Here is a 17,174-nt window from a genome sequence, read left to right as displayed (position 1 = left end):
CCGGTTTTGGCACGCGGTCATTACGGGAACAATACTGGTTAAATTTACAAAAAATTACCGGCAATGTGATAAACGTTTGGTTGGTTGCCGGAATGGCATTATTTTGGAACAAGGTTTGTCTTTATTTGATTAGTTTCGCATGCATACCAACCAACTACGATGAAAGTTTTTATTGCCCTGATTCTGATCAGTTTGAGCTGTGCCGCCTGTGAACCATTTGATCTGGATCAGAAGAATTTTCCTATTTGTGAAAAACCCGAGGGAAGCATCGGTTTCACGGCAGCCAAACTGGAAGTTACTTTTTATTTAGAAAATCAGAAAGGTGATATCGGCGCCGTTGGCTGGGAGTTGGGCGACGGCCGAAACCGCTCCGGTACGCAGTTTACGGTGTTTTACGACAAACCCGGCACCTACAACGTCATTATGGTTCTGGCCAATCAGTGCGACGACAAATTTTCCGTTTCGCGCCTGATAACCGTCACCAACTAGCCTCCCTCCTGTTATGCCTCTTCCTCCCATTCCACACTGGCTGAAACGTTTCTTTGTTTTTCTGCTTTTCACAGCTGCCCTTCCGGCCACCGGTCAGGTAGCTGTCACCAATATTCGCATCAATACGATCGATGAATCGGCCGTTGAAATTCTGTACGATTTAGCGGGCAATCAGCCTGCTGACTCGGTGTATCTCCGAATCCGAAGCCAGTCGAACGGTTTGCTGAACCCCGCAGCCCAGTACATTTCCGGCGACTGGGGGCAGGACGTTCAACCGGGAACCAACCGGCGGATTATTTGGAAAGCGCTGGAAAACGGTTTTGAACTGGATGAAAATATTCGGGCCACAATTCTGGTCAAAATTGCCCTGAGCAATGCCCCAAAAACCGCTCAGCCCAGCCTGCCGCTGCCTGCCGACACATCGAAGCGGAAATACCGGCCGGGCGGCCCTGAATTCGCCTTGCTGTCGCTGGTCGCTCCCGGCGTGGGTAATATTTTTGTGCAATCGCCCAAACCGGTTATCGGACACCGGCTGGGCGTAACGGCGGCTTGCTACGGGCTGATGCTTTACGGGTTAGTCGAGCGAAAAAAGTCGAAAGAGGAATATGCGCTTTATGAACAACAGCGCAACCGAACGACCGCCCAACCGTTTTACGACCGGGCCAACAGTCACCACCACCGGTATTATCTGGCAACCCGATTGTCCGGGGCCATCTGGGTTACGGATATTGTGGCCACGTTCATCAAAGGAGTTCGTAACCAGCACGCGCGCGCGAAAACCGCAGAACCAAAGGTAAGCCTGCGGCTGGGCTATCAGGCTGACTATCCGGTCGCCGTATTCAATTATAAATTTTAATGGCTAAGTCATGACTCGTATTGTTATTCTCCTGGGAGTCCTGTTGAGCCTGATCAGTAAAAGTCAGGCGCAGGTTGGCGTCTATTCGGCTTCCGGATCGTGGGTACACGTCAAAATTAAACCGAAATTGTCGGCAGCCTCAACCCGTCTCCTCACCGACGATTTCAGTGATAATCATAACCGCTGGCGCATTGGTCAGCGGGGCGCTTATTTGTTCGATCTTTACCAGAATTCATACCGCGTTCGCAAGCAGGCTACTGAAAGCCAGTCGACCGCCTTCAGTTACATTCCAATGCCGCCCGCCATTAACCTGAACAAAGTGGATACGTTCATGGTGCAGGTTGATCTGGCCGGGCCAAGCGGGATTATTCCCGATGCCGGTTTGCTGCTCGGTGTTAAAGACTCCCTGAATTATTGCCATTTTCGGATCAATAACAAGAACCAGGTCTCCGTTAAATACGTGATTAACGGCCTGAGTTACACCATCTACATGCGGGGAGATTATGTTCCGGCCGGTATTCCGTTATCGGCGACCAAAAATACCCTGACGGTACGCAAAAAAGGAGACCAGATTCACTTTTACCTTAACGGTCGGGAAATACCGACCAGCCCGTATCAATTCCGGCAGTATCAGGGAAACGGAATCGGTTTCGTTTCAACGACCGACGGAACGACTTTCCGAAATCTGACCGTGAGCGCCGGAGCAACCTCCCGCTAGCTTTCTTCGCGAATGCGCGCGCCGTCGCGGTCGATCACAATTTGCTGGCCGTCCAACACAACGGTCGCTTTGCCGTTTTGGAAAGGCGTAACATCGTCGTAAACCGGGTCAATGTGCCACTGGTCTTTCTGATCGACGTAGCCCCATTTTCCGCCCTTACGAGCCGCCCGTAAACCGAAGTCACCAATTTCAGCATCTACGGTATCGTACGGTTTGGTCATGACTCCATTTACCGACTCGACGGGATTGGAAGGTTCAGTAACCAGTGGCTGACCGGTTTCAGAGACGGGAACTATTAAATTAGTGTTATTTTTCGCACCTGTTCCTTCCGAAACCGGCAAAACCCCGGCTTTTCGCACCAGTTTGGCCGTCGAAGGCTGGCTAATAGTTTGTCTGACCTGAACGGAAGTGCCATTCGATATCGGCTCAACTTCCGACGTTTCGACGCGACTGACATCGTTGTTAATTTGGGTAAGTTTGTCTTTCCAGAGCCAGAGCAGAACGGTCATAAACAGAATGACCAATGCAATCAGGATTTTATTGGATTGACTGAACGGGATCGATACGGGAGTTACGGACACTTCGGCAGTTGCCGGAAGTTCAACGGGTTCAGGCTCTAAAAGCCATTTTTTTTCTTCTTTTTGCCGCCAATCCGTCGAAATTAGCCGTTCCCGCAACGATTGACCTTTGGGAGTTTCAAGCGCTTCGTAATTATGTTCGAGCAGGTATCCCATGATTTCCTGCGTCAAGGCTGTCTCATCGTAAGGAATAGCCACGAACAACCGATTGATTACATCTGCCGGAACGTATCGGTCATAATGGCCAAAAACCTCTTGTATTTTCTGATGAATGGTATCGATCATTTCAGGCTTAATTTAATAAACGAGGCAACCCATTCTTTTAGACTTCCAAAAGTTACGAAAAGTCATATTCTCTTCATAATTTTTTAAGTATTCGGTCCCCCCTTCCGATTCAATAACCTTGAACGGCAATGTCTGTTTATTAATCTGTCGAATTGATAAAAATAATCTTTGATCTGCCAATGCTAACTGGTTCAAACAAATCGCTATCGGCTTCGTTCAGAATCAGTTATCATCCCGGATGCGGCTACCATACCGATCAATAAAAAATTGGTTTCCATCCAGTTCAACGCTGGCTTTTCCATTATTAAAGGGCGTTGCCAGATCAAATTGCGGATCAATGATCCATTTGTTCTTCTCATTGATGTATCCCCAAAATTTACCTTTTTGGGCGGGTCGTAAACCGTATTCTCCTACGTTTTCATCGACCTTATCGAAGGCTGCTGAAACCGGTTTTTCGGTTTTTCGCTCCCCATCTTCGAACTGGCTTCTGCCGGTCTTGGTCGAACCGGAAAGGCGCTCATCCGCTTTTGGATTCGATTCCTTGCTTTCTGATTTCCCCTTTTTGGATCGTCCGTGTGACAAACCCTTCCCTTTCGAATTTCGATCCGCACCCGGTTTAGGACTCGTCTGGCTCTTTTTCGGTTTGGGATCCGGTTCCGGGTCGATCTCACCGCCCCGCGTTATTTTTAGAACCACCCAGATCAAAACCAGGGCTGACAGAATTGCCAGACCGATCAAAGCCGCATCCGAAAAACTTCTTCGCCGGGGCGCTTCCTGCGGAATAATCCGTGGCGGCACCATCTGGGGCGGTTTTTCCGGCGGTGGCAAGGGCGAAGGAATAGGGCGGTTTGCCGGTGCCTGACTGCCCGCCGTCGGTATTGAGGTATAACCCGTCTGGGTTTTTACGTAACCGGCTGATTCCGAGTTTGATTTGGGTTGTTCTTTTTCCCACCAGCTGAGGTGTCGCCAGTCGGTCGAAATCAACTTTTCCTTGAGCGTATTCCCCCGGGGCGGATTGACCGATGCGTAGTAATGTTCCGACAGGTAGAGCCGAATCTCCTCCGCCAGTTCATCCTCATCGTAATCCACGGCTTTAAACAGAAATTTCAGGCTCAGCGCCTGAATGTGTTTGTCATAATCGTCCAGAATACTTCTGATTTTCTTCCGGATCGATTCAACTTTTTCAGCGGGTGGTTCAGGAACAGGTGTGGGCGGAACGGGCGGTTTTACCTCCGCTGGAAGCGGGTTGGGCGGGCTGACGGGGGACGAAGCTTCAGCTTCCGCCGGGAGCAGCGAATCCGGTATTTCGGCCAGAATTGCCGGTATCCATTGTTCGGTAACAAAAGCTTTGGAAAGCTGAACCCGTTCGGCTTCGGTAACAAACTGATTGAGATCGGCGTCCGATAACTTCTTCCGGCGTTGAAGAGCAACGGTAACGATCTTTTTTTTCAGGTCGAGAATTTTACCAAAATCACGGTTTACCTGACGGCTGATGTCGTTGACCAATCGGGTAAAATCGGTGATTCCCAGCTCACTGGCTTCGGCTACCAGCCCTTTTTGCCGCCATTGCCAGTCTGCCAGTTCGCCCTCATGCAGAACGACTTCATTTTTTATTCGATCCCGTAATTCTTCCAGAGTCATTGTACCAGTAAAAACCTATTTGGTGTAGCGAATACCGGCTGGGTGGTGAATTATCAAAATAGTTATATTTTCTATTGCCTTGATACCAGGTATTTCAAACTGGCAATTAATTTACTAAATAAATCTAATTTTTGCCTTTTCTGTAATCTTCCATTTGTCGCCCTGCAGCGTCAATCGGCCCGCCTGTTCGGTACGAATCCGGCTGTTTGGATTAGGCTGGGTCAAATACTCGCAGGCGTCGTTGAGGTAGGAATACGGATCACTCAGCGCCAGTCGCTGCGCATCGGCGTTTTCCGAAACCTGATACGTAGCCTGCGCATCGTCCTGCAGCGTTATGTCAAAAACCGTATCGCGTTCCGGCGTCGTCAACAGACCACCGGCGCTAAAACCGTCGCCCAGATCAGCCGTTCGGGCGTACAGCGCCGTTGGTTTTGTGGGCAAAGCGGGAGTAGGCCGGAATCGGTTAACCGGACGTGCCGGAGCATCGGTTTCCTCCGGCATTTCCTGCACCGGTGTGACCACCTCAAGTGGCACTTTTGCCACGGGTGCTACCGGTTTTTCGGCCCGGGTCTGCTCCAATTGCCGGACAGCCCTTTCCAATGCTTCCAGCTGCGAATTCAGTTGAAACGTTTCGTTCGTCTGGTTCTTACGAACCTCCAGTTTACTGATCCGATCCGAAAGTTTTGCCAATTGAGAGTCAAACTGCACATCCCGGGCCGACTGCTGCGGCTGGCGGTTTTTAAGTACAAGATATGCCAGAAAAGCGACGCCCGCCAGACTCAGAATGGATAAAATAAGTGCCAAACTATTCATAGAATTCCCGTTTGATTGCGAAGTTGTAGTGGTTGGGGTGGGTGTTTTTTCGACCGGTTCCGGCGTATCCGATTGGGTTGTCGGTTCCGGATTTTCAGTTGGTTGAACGGTGGCCGGAGCGGGTGCGCCCGTTGTTACCGCTGCGTTGATGAAGTTGGTCAAGGCGGTATCGTAGGCTTTATATCCCGGCAATTGCTGACGACCGGCCCGGTCACCACTGGCAACTTTCTGAACCAGAAAATCCTTGATTTCATCGAGCGCCGTCCGTGGCTGATTGATTTGCGCAAAATTCTGAGCCGCCCTCCGGCGGGCATCTTCGACCAGTTTATCCGCTCCGATGAGCTTGTTTTTCGCAATAAATTCCCTCAGACCTTCGTACGAATCACAGTTACACTGGGCAATTTGAACCTCCTTAAACGTTTCTTTATCCGTCGTCAGGAATTCAACCGTTGTCTTAATCATCTGAAAAGCAGCCTGATCGAGTTTCTTCCGATAGTCGGCATCGATTTGGGCAAAAACCGGTTTGGTTAGCAGCAAAACGCTAAGCAGCAAAAGCCTGCGGGCAGTCTGACAAATCATTCGTTGAGTTTATGGTTAGATGGTAGTTACGATTCGGCAATGTATTTCGATAACTCATACAAAGCGTGCTTGAGCGGCAGGAAAAAGTAAGTCTCGCCCAGCGCATCGTTTGGCCGCTGTTCAAAACCCATCCGGGCCAGCATGTAACTGTCATACAGCCGCCCCCCGCGCGTAATGTCCGTCCCGACCAGATATTCGACATACCGCTCAGGCGTCTGAATGTTGTATTCGCTCAGGAAATAGGCAATGTCGCGGTCGAGCAGGGTCTGTTCCAGAAACCGCTTCATGTTGTGCAAAACCGAGTGGTGAAACTCCCGTTGCGGACTGACTTCGCCGATTTTTGTCCGGCGGTATTCAAAGTCAAATTTGGGTTCCGACTCTTTACCTTCTTCGACGGTTTCGGGTTCGTTACCCCAGTAACAGGTGGTTTCCCGGTTTTCGTACTGGGCTTTTTCGCTCCCGGCATTCTCGTACAAAACCGCTCCGTTGGCCGTCGTTTCCTTCGGATTGTCGGACAATATTACTTCAAAATCCGGCGGGATCGACTGGTTGGAATACGCCTTGAACAGCATCTTGGTAAACTGAATCAGCCGCGAGCGCGACCCCAGCATTCCCAGGTACTGACTGCCCCGGCCCGTAAACGTCAGGTAGCGCGGCAATGTCAGGTTATGCGATTCCAGGAGTTGAACCAGGTGGTAAACGATGGCGCTGTAGTGCAGATACAACACAATCCGCAAAGCCGGTTTTCCGTCCTGAATCGACTGCGTAAACTTGAAGTGGTGGTCGTATTTGAACAGCAAACTGACAATGTCCTCGGCCGTCAGCTCCGGTTTATTCAGGAATGTATCCAGAATGGAATCTTCCCGCGCGGGCGACTGGTTGAGCGTCCGGCGGTAGGCCAGGTAATTTTTAACAAACCCGTTGTCTTTCCGGTGCGACGGGTGGCCTTGTTCGTCCAAACCGCCCCCCCAGATGTCGTAACCGGCAAACCGGAACGAGGTGTTCAGGTAACGGCCCTGCTGCTTCATGAACAACATGATGTCGGCGGTTCCACCACCGATATCGACGTTCACGGTGTCGGCAAACGACTTAACGCCATTTTTCACGAGGTAAAAATACGGCGCCAGCGATTCCGGGACTGGTTTGGCGCGGAAGTTATTCGTCGTGCCAAACACATTCCGAAACGCCTGCTCCCACTCGTGCACCAGGTTGTCTTCCGTCACGGCCCGCATGCTCGACGGAGCCAGCCAGGCAACCGCCGTTTGCTGCACATTCCCCTGATTCAGAATTACTTTGTTCCGAATCAGCAACAACAGGGTTTCAAAAAAGGCCCGAACGCGGGGTCGGTTGAGCGTATCCGTCGGCTGGTTTTCAAACAACCATTTCAGGTTCGTAACGTAGTGGTTGACGCCCGTGCTGCCTTCTTCCAGATCGATGTTGAACCCGAGATTGACTTTGGAAAACAGGTTGTTCGTGCTGTCCGTAAAACCGCTTTTTTCGTAAACCGTGGTCCGCAGCGGGAACGCAAACGGTGAGCCAAATTCCTTGCCGATAATGGCCGGAATGAACTCCCGCCGAACCAGTTGGTCGAGCTGAACCATGCCACCAAAACTGACCCGTTTTTCGTATTTATCGTAAATCGTCTGCGCTTCGTAGCCTTCATACGGCTTGTTGAACAGCACCATTTGCAACTCATCCTTGTCCAGCGACGTATTCTGATCGCTCACCGTCAGGGCTTTCGGCTCCACATCACCCAGCGCAGCATCCGTATAGGCGATGTGCGTATTGGACGTTCCGAAGTCGATGGCAAACGTGAAATTCTTGTAGCCTTTTTCGGTAATTGTCGTGAACTGCGGCAACACCAGCCCCCGGTACGGAATGCCACCCCGTTCCAGCCGGATCTCCATCAGGTCGAAGGCCTGCGTAACTTTGTAGAAATAGGATGCGGGCAGCGGATCGACCTTGGGCGAGCGCGCTTCGGGCGTCGGCACATTGAGCGGTTTTCCGGCAATGATGTTTTGCAGTTCGTAAAACTGCACCGAGCTGGTAGCCCGAAAACCGATGTTCGGATCGCTGACGTCGGCCAGCATGACGTGGTATTGATTCAGTTGCTGCAAATCCGGAACCGTCACGCGGTAGAACGGAAAAAACGCCAGCCCGGCCCGGAAATCGATCACGGTTTCCGAACGCGCCAGATTGTATTCTTTCCGGAATTCGATCGTGCGGTTATTCCGGATCGGAATCCGCAAGGTGGCCGTAATGATCTTGTCCGTACCGCGGTGTTCGGACGCAAAAGCGAACTGCTTCTGGACATCCTCCATCCGGAAGAAATTGAAATACTCTTTCCGAATCGGCAACAAAAACTCGCATTCACCAATCGTTCCGGTAAAAAACCGCTTGTTGTTGATTTTGAACGGAACCTGAATCAGAAAATCTTCCAGAAAATCGTCGGTGGTCAGAAACGGATACCGCACGTTATCGACGCCCGGCAAATACCGCTCGGCCAGCAAACCGCCTTCGCTCAGGTTGTTCAGCAGCGAACGCATGATCACGGTTTGCGGATTCCAGTTTGTATTTTTCACATATCGCCCGGCCACGTCCATCCGCGACGCCAGCGCCAGCGGTTTCCGCACGTTGGTCGGTGCTCCGTTGCGGGATTCCTGCTGGTAATACGAAACTGTGGGCTGCATGACGAAGTCGCTGTTCTCTTCGATGTCGTCCAGCACGTCGTTCTCGCGGACTTTATACAACGCCAGTCCCGGCAACACCTGCAAGGTCGAATTTCCTTCTCCGCCAATCTGAATCGGCTCGAAATTCGCCAGCGTCGTGTTGGCTTCCACCGGCAGTTGCACGACGTTGTCGAAAAACGCTTTGTAGAGGAATTCCGAAAAACCGCCTTTGGGGGGCAGATAATCCTTGTATTGATCGTACAGCCGTCGCAGGTAAGTAACAAAAGCCGTGTCGCGCTCGTGCAACGGCACGTATTCATTCTGGAACAGCATCCGGCCCGTCGTGCTTTTCGGCGGATCGATGAACTTATTCTGGCGTTCCTGCTCCCAGTTTGGCGAGGTAAAAACCAGCGATAAAGGCGAGGTTCCGCCCAGCAAAGCGCCCTTGTAATAAATGAGCGTAAACTGCTGAATCGTACCGAGTTCGTTGCGAAAATCCAGCTCCAGCGCTTTCGCCAGAATCTGGTGCGCATGCCGGACGGTGGTCGATGGATTGGCTTTTTTGCGCAGGGCTTCGAGTCGTTCCTGCCGGTTCCAGACGCGGTAAGTTAGATCGGCGCTGTTCCCGGCCTGAAACAGGAGTTCGAGCATGTCGAGGGCGTGGGAAACCAGCACGTGGTAGAGCGACAGTTCGCGCGGAAGCTGGTTGTTCTTGACCATGCGAAACGCCGTATCGAACAGATACAACCGCGCAAACGGGGAGGGAATCGAGGTTCCGGCTTTGGCCGCAGCCCCGGCCGCACCGCCAGCCGCGCCGGAAAGGGTGTCGGGGATGTGTTCAATGCGGTTTCCCGTCAGGCCGGTATGCGAACCGGTCCAATCCTGGTGGTTCTGCTGGCTGACGTTGGGGTCGTTATCAATTCTGAGAATATGCGCCATGAATTCAAGGAGTCAAAGAGGGTTGTTTCGCGGAGTTGAGCGGAGGGAAAAAAGTTAAGCGAAGTTATTTTTTCTCTGTTTAACTCCCTTTTCCTCCGCTTAACTCCGCGAAATAACTTTTTAAACTGTAGCATCGGAAAGCTGCCGGTTCAGCGGGCCGAGTTTTTCGCGGGCTTTCTCCGCAATGTCAATCAGCAATTGCATAAACCGCATTTCCGGCTGCGGGAAGGGCGTTTGCAGAGTGTTTTCGATTTTTCCAGCCTGATCGCGCAAAAACTTATCACTGAGCCCCTTATCGAAAAAGCTGGTTTCGATTCGCTTCGAGCGCACCATCGCGTTGAACTCGTTCGGCAGGTCGAACGGAAAGAAAGCCCGGTCGTTCTGCGCCATTTCGTTCAGCCAGTTTTTGAAATGGTGCGTCATGAAATTTTCCAGCGACGTGTAAAAGGTATTGGTCCGCAGGTTCTGGGAAAGTGCCAGGTTTTTGGCAAAGGCTTCCCCCAGATTCGCCGGGACGAAATCCGTAAAAAACTTCGTCGCGTAGGCAAACCGGATGAGCGGTTCGAGCAAACCGTTGTAAGTCTGGTCGTAAAAATGGGGCAAATCCAGCGTCCGGTCGTTGCGCTTCAACCCGTATTCAAAATACCGCTTGGCATCGCTGAACTCGGCATCGGGTTTATTGGCAAAATCCAGAATGGCCGCAGCCGCCAGCATCTCCACCACATGGGCGTTGTTGGTCTGCTTCGAACCGCCTTCTACGTTGGGATACAGCTTGCTGCCGGGCCGGTCACCAATGTAATAGAGCGCGTCCAGGTTTACCTGCGTCTGGTAATAGGAAAGAGCCGCCTTGGTTTTCGACAAAAACCGGTTCTGGTCGATGGCGCTCTGGTTGTTTTCTTCCAGCGCAAAATACGGCATCACCGTCACGGCTCCTTTCTTCGCATTCCGAATCTGGATTTTCTGACTCGGGTGTTGCAACAGCTTCACCAGTTGTGGAAAACCGGCCGAGCCCGTGCCGCCAAAAATGGAGCTGATGACAAAAATCCGGTCGGTCTGGTCGTTGAACGCACCGGTAAAATATTTATAAACCGCCGAGTCTTCCAGCGCATTGAAAACGACACTGCCGATGTTCGGATTGCCCTTGAAACCGACCGACAGATTGAGTTTCAGTTCCGCGCTGGTTGGTTTGGCCGAGTTATCGTACAGCAATTTCAGGAGTTCGCGGTCGATGTCGTCCATGTTACTGACGCCCAGAAACTCTTCGAAGGTTCCTTCGTGATCGGTCAGCTTGGGCAGCACCGAATCGCCGATTTTCTCCTGTGCGTTTTCGGCCTGAAGCGTTCCGAGCGGTTGCAGGGGCGTGGCAAAAAACGTCCGCCGTTCGGTCTGGCTACCCTGACTGGCCGCCGTATCTTTATAGGCCGTCCGGCGGATGGCGCGGTAGAGTTCAACTTCCCGCAGCGCCCGCTCCGTATCGCCGTTCTGCATGTCCATGTCGAGCAGAATCGGGATAATGGTCAGATCCGCGGGCGTTTTAGCTCCGGCAGCCAGTAACATGGTCAGCGAGCGAAGAACGCGGGCGCCCGTCCCACCGATACCAAAAAGAAATAGTTTCATGACTATGATTACCGTGATAAAGACTATGATTACGGTGAGGGCTTTGATTAAAATGATTTTAGAGTTGATTTGATATATTGTTATTCAACGCTGCATCATATTAATCAAAAAGTATCACCGTAATCATAGTCTCAGAAGGGAGTTCGTTTCGCAAAGATGGAAAACCGCTTCAGGAGTAACGAAAAAATGAAGAAGTAAATTAGTGCGTACAATAAGTTTACGGCACCGAAGCCCTGCATGTAACTATCGGTACTCTCGGCGTCGGTGGCATCCAGCGCGAACCAGAGCGCGTAACCGAAGCCGAAAATACCGGCAATGACCAGTGTAATGATCCAGTGGGAAGTCCGGTAAAAAACCGACTTCCAGCGACCCAGAATCAGGTAAAACAAAGCCGCCAAACCGGCTGAGAATAAGAGGGTAATGAGGCCAACGGGGGTGAAAATCTCGTCGGCGTAAATTGGGTCATTGTTCTGGCCCAGCCAGAGTTCATACAGGGTTACAAACATGGGGATAATGGTTAATATTTGCGTGTTGCCGTAGAGACGCGATTAATCGCGTCTCTATCATTTTTCCAATTTAAAATTCAAAACCAGAAAATCATTGGTTGACGATTGGTAGGCTTCTTTTACGCCGTTCATCAGGTGAACCAGGGCAAAGGTTTTGTTAAACCGGTTTTCGGGCGTTCGGTCGTCCATCGTCGACCAGCCGGACGCGTACCAGTCGTCGAACCGAACCGGCAATTTAACGGTAACATCCGCTTTCTGATCATACAGATTTTCAACCCGGAACGTCAGCACGTGGGTATTCTGATTGAGCAGTTTCAGCTCCCGTTCCTTTAATCGGTTGGTCGAAACCTTTTCTTTTTTCTGCACATTCACCAGCTTAACCGTGGCGCTGGGCGCGGTCACGGCCAGGTTTTTCTTAATAAACTCTTCGGCCTGGGCGTAGGCGGGTAAACCACCCAGATTGACGCCGACCGCAAACTCCGCCGGAGCCGAAGGTTTCGCGGAAATCTCCGCAATGGCCGATTTTTCGACGCGCCACTCCCCTTTTTTGTTCAGCGAAAAGAACAGATCGTATTGTTTCAGCGCCCCGCTGGCCCCAAAATCCAGTTGCTTGGCCGGTTTGGTAATCATCAGTTCGTTCAGCTTCCGGTTCAGATCGCCGACGAGTTCCTGCTTGCCGATGACCCAGATGTAGAACGGCCGCGATTCGCCGGACAAGGTGTGTTTTTTATTCTGATAATCGTAATACGTACCGTTAAAACCGGAGCTGTAAGCCCAAACCGTCGCGCTGATGCCTTTCTGTTTCAAACTGGCAAACTGGTCGTTGATCTGACTTTTCAGCACACTTTCGGCATTCTGGCGGTTGATTTCCGGGTTCTTCTTGATTTCAGCATCCGGAAACGACAGAATACAATCCGACACCAGCAGGGCCACGGTATTGCCCTTTGCCTTCTCGCCCACTTCCTTGAATATTTTATGCAGCTCCGAACTCCGCTCCATCGCCAGGGGCGTGGTGGCCAGGTTAACCACAAACTGGTTGTAACCTTCCACAAACGGCTGCGGTTTTCCGGCAATGGTCCAGACCTCAACGGGCGCAACTTGATTCAGTTTGGTAACCACCTCGGAAACAGCCACTTTAAAGTTTGTTTCGCCTTTCAGGTAACCGCCCATGCTGGCCGATGTTTCCATGAAAAACAGGATGTTGCTGATTCCGGCGGGTTTGGTTTCGGGCTGCTTTTCGGCTTTTTTCTCTTTCCGGCCGCAGCTTTGAAATACGATAAGGAGAACAAGAAAAACCAGGCAGGTTGCCCGAATGGGTGGTTGATTCATTAGTTTGTGCACGTCGTATTTATCTGGTTTGGAAACCGGTTCCCGGCCGGTCATTTCCCTACATCTATCCTACCGTAAGCTGTTTAGCCGTTTTTTTGTTTCGGCAGTAAATACACCACCAGTAATAAAAAAGCCAACACAATGGTGTAAACGTCAGCTACTTTATCGGCTTCGTAATGATCACACCCTTTCATGAGTAAGCTGGCAAATACTGTACAAACGACGATCCCCCAGTAATTCGTACGTATACGCCACCGGGCCGCACCCACACTGAAGTAAATTAACTCGATCAGTAACAACGCGCCCGCAGCAACCGCCCACATCGAATCGATTAGTTTCGGGTTGGTTCCGGCGCCATCTTTCCGGGGTTCACCACCGATATTGATCAGTAACAGCAACGCCAGCCCCGACAACGCCAAACCGATCCAATTGAGCATACTCAAACGGCTGGCCGAGGAATTACCTGAATTTCCCGAGCTGGTCCTCATCGTCGACATTCCCGGTTTTTCAGCCAGTAGGACGGGTCGAACCGGCATTCGATCCGATGGGATTACACCACTTACGGGCGGTTTTTCGGTTACTTCATACGTCCAGATGTGACGATAAGCCGGATCACCCTTTCGGAAAGTATGGACCTGACCGCTCGCGTCCTTAAACAGGCCACACTCGGTCAACTCATCGTAATGAATAACCCCTCTTTGCATGTATGATTAACTTGTTACTTTCAAAACGGTAAAATTAACCAAAACTACCACCAATTGCCACGAATTTTATACCGTTCATCAATTGGTAGCTGTACCTTTGCGTAACAAAACCGTTTTATCATGCCTGAGCGTTCCTACGGAAAAAATTCAAAGCGAGCCGCACCCGGTCGGGAACATTCATTTCGGGGTGACGCGGTCCGCGCCAAAAAACACCTGGGTCAGCATTTTTTGAAGGACCTCAGCATTGCCGAGCGCATCGCCGGGTTGCTGTCTGGCCATAATGGGTACCAAACCGTTCTGGAAATCGGCCCCGGCATGGGGGTTCTGACGCAGTATCTGCTGGCTACCGATCTGCCGTTTACAACGCACGTCATTGAAATCGATACCGAATCCATCGCCTACCTCACCGCCCATTTTCCCATGTTGCGCGGCCGGATTCTGGACGGTGATTTCCTGCGGATGGATCTGTCGACCCTGTTTCCGGAGGAGCCCATTGCCATCATCGGCAATTTTCCGTATAACATTTCGTCCCAGATCCTCTTTAAAGTACTGGACCACCGACAGCAGGTGCAGGAAGTGGTTTGTATGCTGCAACAGGAAGTGGCTCAGCGCATTGCCTCACCGCCGGGGAACAAAGACTACGGTATTCTGAGCGTGCTGCTACAGGCTTATTACGACATCAAATACGAATTCACGGTCGACGCCAGCGTCTTTTCGCCCCCGCCCAAGGTGCAGTCGGGCGTCATCAGCCTCCGCCGGAACGAGGTCGTCGCGCTGCCCTGCAACGAGAAAAAATTCGTTCAGGTGGTCAAACAGGGTTTTAACAACCGCCGGAAAACATTGCGCAACGCCCTGAAGCCATTAAACCTGCCGGAGTCAATGTTGTCTCACTCGTTACTGGACAAACGCGCCGAACAGTTGGGTGTCGCGGATTTCATTGAATTAACCAATTTAATTTTTAATTATGATGATGGATTATGAACGATGATTGGGCTGACGCACTCATCATTCATAACTCATCATTCATAACTCCCACTACATGACTTTCGAGCTTACCAAAGAATACGTAGAGCACATTCAGACGGCTGTCGAAGCCCAGGACGACACGACGCTCCGGGCCGAAATGGAAGAATTGTATCCGGCTGATATTTCCGGCATTCTCTACGAGCTCGATACCGAAACCGCCCGCTATTTACTGGCCCTGCTCGACCGGAAAGTAGGTGCCGAAATTCTGGCTAACCTGGAAGTCATTGATCGTCAGGAGTTTTTACAGAGTTTTACCTCGCAGGATCTCGCGCAGTACGTCGATGAGATGGATTCCGATGACGCCGTCGATTTGCTCAACGAACAGCCGATTCAGACCCGCGAGGAAGTCATCGCCCTGTTGACCGACCGCGAGCAGGCCCGGTTTATTCTCGATCTGCTGCATTACGACGAGGACGTTGCCGGCGGTTTGATGCAGAAAGAGCTGATCAAAATCAACATCAACCTGACGGTCAACCAGTGCATTGAGGAAATCCGGCAACAGGCTGAAAACGTGGAGAATGTCTACTCGGTGTATGTGGTCGACGATACCGACAAACTGCTCGGCCGCGTTTCGCTGAAGAAAATCGTTCTGGCGCGCAAAAACGCCAAAATTGCCGACATCTATGAAGAAGATGTCATTTTTGTTGAAACCTACCGCCCGGCGCAGGAGGTTTCCGAGGTCATGCAGCGGTATGACCTTGACGCCATTCCGGTGGTCAACGTGCAGGGGCGGCTATTGGGTCAGATTACGATCGACGACGTGGTCGACGTCATTACTGAACAGGCCGAACTTGACATTCAGGCAATTACCGGTATTACCGGCGACGTGGAAGAGGAAGATGATACCATCTGGAAACTCGTCGGAGCGCGGCTGCCGTGGCTCATTGCGGGCGCCGTCGGAAGTCTGATGGCGGCCACGGTGATCAACACCTTCAATTCGCAGTTGAGCAAAATTGCGACTCTGGCGGCTTTCATCCCCATCATCGGATCGACGGGCGGCAACGTCGGTATTCAAACCGCTTCGCTGATTGTGCAGAGTCTGGCCGAAAAATCCGGTTTGAGTGCCACAGTTGGTCAGCGGTTAGCTAAAATGGTGCTGGTGGCCCTGATCAACGGATTAATTATTGGCTCGCTGGCGGGTTCTTACTGCCTGCTCATCGGCGAACCGCGCCTGGTTCCGGTGGTTTCGCTGGCCCTCCTGACGGTGGTATTACTGGCTTCATTCATGGGCACCATCACCCCCATTGCACTCAACCGGTTTGGCATCAATCCCGCCATTGCTTCCGGCCCATTTATTACCACCGTCAACGATTTAATCGGAATTGGTGTTTACTTTTTAATTGCTACTTTATTACTCAGTATCTAACGATAGGCATAAAAATTGAGTTTATACGATTGAATTATCAGTCAATGATTGAGTCTGGGGCTTAGTCGCAGACTGATCGCTGCTAAAGGCAGGCGAAGCAGGGTGTTCATGTTGAAAATCCCAACCAGCAAGAACCATGAACGAGCAGACGAATAGCGGGTTAAGCGGACCAAACGACCATGTACCGGCATCGGAGCCGGGCAAGTCACCCTGGCCGGTAAAAACGATTCGGCTCACGCCGGATTCCTGGCGGGGCGTTCCCGAGCAAACGCTGGTTTTACCGAGAACCATTCCCGGCGAGTGCAGCTACCTGATCCTGAAGATTGATTCACAAGACCATCACATACCGCTGACGCTCCGTTCCGACGCACCGGTTTATTTTCAGCTGGCGGCCGACCTGCGATCCACGTTCAAAGCCCATCTTACTTTTAACTTTTCGCCCGAGCAGTCGCAGGTCTACCTGCGCTATTCGCCGGATTGGGCGGAATGCCACATTGGCAACCTGACGGCCCAAACGGCGGATTCGAAAACCACCATTACTTTATTTGGGCAAAGTACCCGAAAATGGACGTCGAAGCGGTGGATTGTTGCCCCGGTTTTGCTCCTGCTGGTCGGATTGGCCTATCTTTTTTCCAGCAAACCCAGCGATCTCGTAGCGGCTCTGGAGAAAAAATCGGCTGAGCCCGACCCAGTGATCCCGACAACGCCCGTACGTATTTTGCCCAGGAAACCATCGCTCGCCCAAACGAAGCCCAGTGAACCGTTGCCCCTGCCCGCACCGGCTCCCGTAAAACCGGATTCATTACTGGTAAGCGAGGAAAAAGCAAAACCGCAGCCGGTTTCTCCAGCCGTTGAACCCCGGCAGGTAAGTAACGAGAAGAAGGTGAAAAAGGAAACGCCGGGCGAAAAAGCACAACTAAGTTTCCAACCCGTTGTTCCCGCGAAAAGTGCAAATTCCGACACCGGGGAAAGTGATCTGGAGCGTGAATTAAACCGAAAACCGCGTCACTAAAGGGAGGAAATGGACCGAAAAATTTCTTTATTTGGTCAACGGTTTTA

The 17,174-nt window shown here is 51.4% G+C and carries 14 protein-coding genes; 6 read left to right on the top strand and 8 right to left on the bottom strand.

Translation table 11 applies throughout. The annotated features are described in order from the left end of the window. Positions 1–159 precede the first annotated feature (159 nt). From GJJ30_RS24460 to GJJ30_RS24450, 3 genes are read left to right on the top strand one after another with little or no spacing between them, the layout of a single operon-like run. A complete protein-coding gene (locus tag GJJ30_RS24460) occupies positions 160–489 on the top strand; it encodes a PKD domain-containing protein (protein WP_154177810.1) in 330 nt (109 codons plus the stop codon). Between the two features lie 13 nt (positions 490–502). Then, the gene (locus tag GJJ30_RS24455) at positions 503–1,345 is read left to right on the top strand and encodes a hypothetical protein (RefSeq protein WP_154177809.1); all 843 of its coding nucleotides are present in this window, start codon (positions 503–505) and stop codon (positions 1,343–1,345) included. A 10-nt stretch (positions 1,346–1,355) separates the two neighbouring features. Continuing rightward, the gene (locus tag GJJ30_RS24450) at positions 1,356–2,063 is read left to right on the top strand and encodes a hypothetical protein (protein WP_154177808.1); all 708 of its coding nucleotides are present in this window, start codon (positions 1,356–1,358) and stop codon (positions 2,061–2,063) included. Here GJJ30_RS24450 and GJJ30_RS24445 read toward each other — a convergent pair. From GJJ30_RS24445 to GJJ30_RS24410, 8 genes are all read right to left on the bottom strand, one after another. Further along, on the bottom strand, positions 2,060–2,926 hold the full coding sequence (locus tag GJJ30_RS24445) for a WG repeat-containing protein (RefSeq protein WP_154177807.1): 867 nt from the start codon (positions 2,924–2,926) through the stop codon (positions 2,060–2,062). The genes GJJ30_RS24450 and GJJ30_RS24445 overlap by 4 nt on opposite strands. Before the next feature lie 222 nt (positions 2,927–3,148). Next, positions 3,149–4,567: a WG repeat-containing protein gene (locus GJJ30_RS24440; RefSeq protein ID WP_154177806.1), complete on the bottom strand. Its 1,419-nt coding sequence runs from the start codon at positions 4,565–4,567 to the stop codon at positions 3,149–3,151. 114 nt (positions 4,568–4,681) lie between these two features. Next, complete coding sequence (locus GJJ30_RS24435; RefSeq protein WP_154177805.1) at positions 4,682–5,959, bottom strand: hypothetical protein; 1,278 nt, start codon at positions 5,957–5,959, stop codon at positions 4,682–4,684. Between the two features lie 26 nt (positions 5,960–5,985). Then, entirely contained in the window at positions 5,986–9,567 is a 3,582-nt protein-coding gene (locus tag GJJ30_RS24430) for a hypothetical protein (RefSeq protein ID WP_154177804.1), read from the bottom strand. Between the two features lie 120 nt (positions 9,568–9,687). Next, positions 9,688–11,184, bottom strand: coding sequence for an FtsZ/tubulin family protein (locus GJJ30_RS24425; protein ID WP_154177803.1), 1,497 nt, complete (start codon positions 11,182–11,184; stop codon positions 9,688–9,690). Between the two features lie 131 nt (positions 11,185–11,315). Beyond that, the gene (locus GJJ30_RS24420) at positions 11,316–11,690 is read right to left on the bottom strand and encodes a hypothetical protein (RefSeq protein WP_154177802.1); all 375 of its coding nucleotides are present in this window, start codon (positions 11,688–11,690) and stop codon (positions 11,316–11,318) included. A 57-nt stretch (positions 11,691–11,747) separates the two neighbouring features. Further along, positions 11,748–13,019 carry a hypothetical protein gene (locus tag GJJ30_RS24415; protein ID WP_205880605.1) on the bottom strand — a complete coding sequence of 424 codons (1,272 nt, stop codon included), beginning with the start codon at positions 13,017–13,019 and terminating at the stop codon, positions 11,748–11,750. A gap of 83 nt (positions 13,020–13,102) precedes the next feature. Continuing rightward, a complete protein-coding gene (locus GJJ30_RS24410) occupies positions 13,103–13,723 on the bottom strand; it encodes a hypothetical protein (RefSeq protein WP_154177801.1) in 621 nt (206 codons plus the stop codon). Positions 13,724–13,843: 120 nt separating this feature from the next. On the opposite strand from GJJ30_RS24410, the gene rsmA reads away from it, so the two are divergent. The 3 genes from rsmA (at position 13,844) to GJJ30_RS24395 (ending at position 17,127) form a co-directional block, all read left to right on the top strand. After that, the gene (rsmA, locus tag GJJ30_RS24405) at positions 13,844–14,704 is read left to right on the top strand and encodes a 16S rRNA (adenine(1518)-N(6)/adenine(1519)-N(6))-dimethyltransferase RsmA (RefSeq protein WP_154177800.1); all 861 of its coding nucleotides are present in this window, start codon (positions 13,844–13,846) and stop codon (positions 14,702–14,704) included. Between the two features lie 58 nt (positions 14,705–14,762). Next, positions 14,763–16,115, top strand: a complete 1,353-nt coding sequence (mgtE, locus tag GJJ30_RS24400; protein WP_154177799.1) for a magnesium transporter — start codon at positions 14,763–14,765, stop codon at positions 16,113–16,115. Positions 16,116–16,251: 136 nt separating this feature from the next. After that, complete coding sequence (locus tag GJJ30_RS24395) at positions 16,252–17,127, top strand: hypothetical protein (protein ID WP_154177798.1); 876 nt, start codon at positions 16,252–16,254, stop codon at positions 17,125–17,127. Positions 17,128–17,174: the final 47 nt, after the last annotated feature.

It is taken from the genome of Larkinella terrae, from assembly GCF_009668025.1.
GTDB lineage: Bacteria > Bacteroidota > Bacteroidia > Cytophagales > Spirosomataceae > Larkinella > Larkinella terrae.
This window is presented reverse-complemented; position numbering and strand designations above follow the sequence as displayed.

Bases quoted from the DNA above. Each gene is read 5' to 3' on its own strand.
- GJJ30_RS24395 (WP_154177798.1), top strand. From the start codon at position 16,252: ATGAACGAGCAGACGAATAGCGGGTTAAGCGGACCAAACGACCATGTA.
- GJJ30_RS24460 (WP_154177810.1), top strand. From the start codon at position 160: ATGAAAGTTTTTATTGCCCTGATTCTGATCAGTTTGAGCTGTGCCGCC.
- GJJ30_RS24455 (WP_154177809.1), top strand. From the start codon at position 503: ATGCCTCTTCCTCCCATTCCACACTGGCTGAAACGTTTCTTTGTTTTT.
- GJJ30_RS24415 (WP_205880605.1), bottom strand. From the start codon at position 13,019: ATGAATCAACCACCCATTCGGGCAACCTGCCTGGTTTTTCTTGTTCTC.
- GJJ30_RS24440 (WP_154177806.1), bottom strand. From the start codon at position 4,567: ATGACTCTGGAAGAATTACGGGATCGAATAAAAAATGAAGTCGTTCTG.
- GJJ30_RS24430 (WP_154177804.1), bottom strand. From the start codon at position 9,567: ATGGCGCATATTCTCAGAATTGATAACGACCCCAACGTCAGCCAGCAG.
- GJJ30_RS24435 (WP_154177805.1), bottom strand. From the start codon at position 5,959: ATGATTTGTCAGACTGCCCGCAGGCTTTTGCTGCTTAGCGTTTTGCTG.
- GJJ30_RS24450 (WP_154177808.1), top strand. From the start codon at position 1,356: ATGACTCGTATTGTTATTCTCCTGGGAGTCCTGTTGAGCCTGATCAGT.
- mgtE (WP_154177799.1), top strand. From the start codon at position 14,763: ATGACTTTCGAGCTTACCAAAGAATACGTAGAGCACATTCAGACGGCT.
- GJJ30_RS24445 (WP_154177807.1), bottom strand. From the start codon at position 2,926: ATGATCGATACCATTCATCAGAAAATACAAGAGGTTTTTGGCCATTAT.
- rsmA (WP_154177800.1), top strand. From the start codon at position 13,844: ATGCCTGAGCGTTCCTACGGAAAAAATTCAAAGCGAGCCGCACCCGGT.
- GJJ30_RS24425 (WP_154177803.1), bottom strand. From the start codon at position 11,184: ATGAAACTATTTCTTTTTGGTATCGGTGGGACGGGCGCCCGCGTTCTT.
- GJJ30_RS24410 (WP_154177801.1), bottom strand. From the start codon at position 13,723: ATGCAAAGAGGGGTTATTCATTACGATGAGTTGACCGAGTGTGGCCTG.
- GJJ30_RS24420 (WP_154177802.1), bottom strand. From the start codon at position 11,690: ATGTTTGTAACCCTGTATGAACTCTGGCTGGGCCAGAACAATGACCCA.